The 929-nt window shown below is 56.3% G+C and carries 1 protein-coding gene; it reads right to left on the reverse strand.

The genetic code is table 11. The features are described 5' to 3' along the window. Window positions 1-923 (reverse strand): hypothetical protein (locus HKD28_RS15535; protein WP_207729036.1); only part of this gene is annotated, 923 nt, incomplete at its 3' end. Between the last annotated feature and the right edge of the window lie 6 nt (window positions 924-929).

A 929-nucleotide genomic window follows, 5' to 3' on the forward strand; every position in this document is an offset into this window, starting at 1 on the left:
ACGCCGCCGATGGAATGGGCTGCCAGATAGTGCGCCAGCGCCATGGTGTTTTGACGCATGATCGTATCGTAACCGTACTGCGGAGAGCTGCCATCCTGCTGGAACGGGGTAGAAAACCAGTACACCGTGATGTTGTTCTGCTTGGCCCAGATGACCTGACCTGCCGAAAAACGCAGATACTCGTCGGGGAGATATGGCGCACGGAATGCCCCAACATTCTGGCCGCCGTTAATGTCTCCCATAAGCATGGACGGCGGGTCATCTATGGAGAGCGCCCCTACGGATTTATAAAACGCCCGGTCATTGGCGTAATAAGGATCCTGAGCGAACTCAACCAGCGGATCATAAGATGAAGCGTGACGGCCCGGGTTGTAACCGACCATCATGAACGGGACCACCTGTTTGACGGAGGGCAGCGACTTCTGAACATCTGCGACGGCCGTTTCAGCCAGAGCCGTGTAGGTCGTCGAGTGGTTATCCGTCGCCGTTGCAGCCTCTATGGTCGCATTGAAACCGATATCCATGAACGCAATCTGCGGCCTGTAACCAAGCGCCCAGAGCGTCTTCGCCTGTTTTCCGCCCGGGAGTGTGACAGTGTCAGAGTTGGGTTTGTAAAAAATGGCATCACTGATCAGCTGGCCTTCTGGTGTCGGCGTGTAATCCGTGGTCGGCACATTCGGCGTGATGTAGGGACTCATCCCGATCTCAATGGCTTCAGGCCCTGCGGCTGCTGACTGGGCAATAAACGCCTGGACATCTGCTTCAGGTGTCGTGGAGGCAATATCCCCAGCGCCATCTTTCCAGCCAAGCGACAGCATGGTCGCGGCCCCTGAATTGAGCCAGTAGGCCACACTGCGTGTATCGGCGAGTTTGGGGAAATTCGAGGTTTTGAGAAGGCCCTGAATATTGGTCGTGGTGGTCATCAGCCC

Origin of the sequence: Gluconobacter cadivus (assembly GCF_015244745.1) — a bacterium.
Taxonomy (GTDB): domain Bacteria; phylum Pseudomonadota; class Alphaproteobacteria; order Acetobacterales; family Acetobacteraceae; genus Gluconobacter; species Gluconobacter cadivus.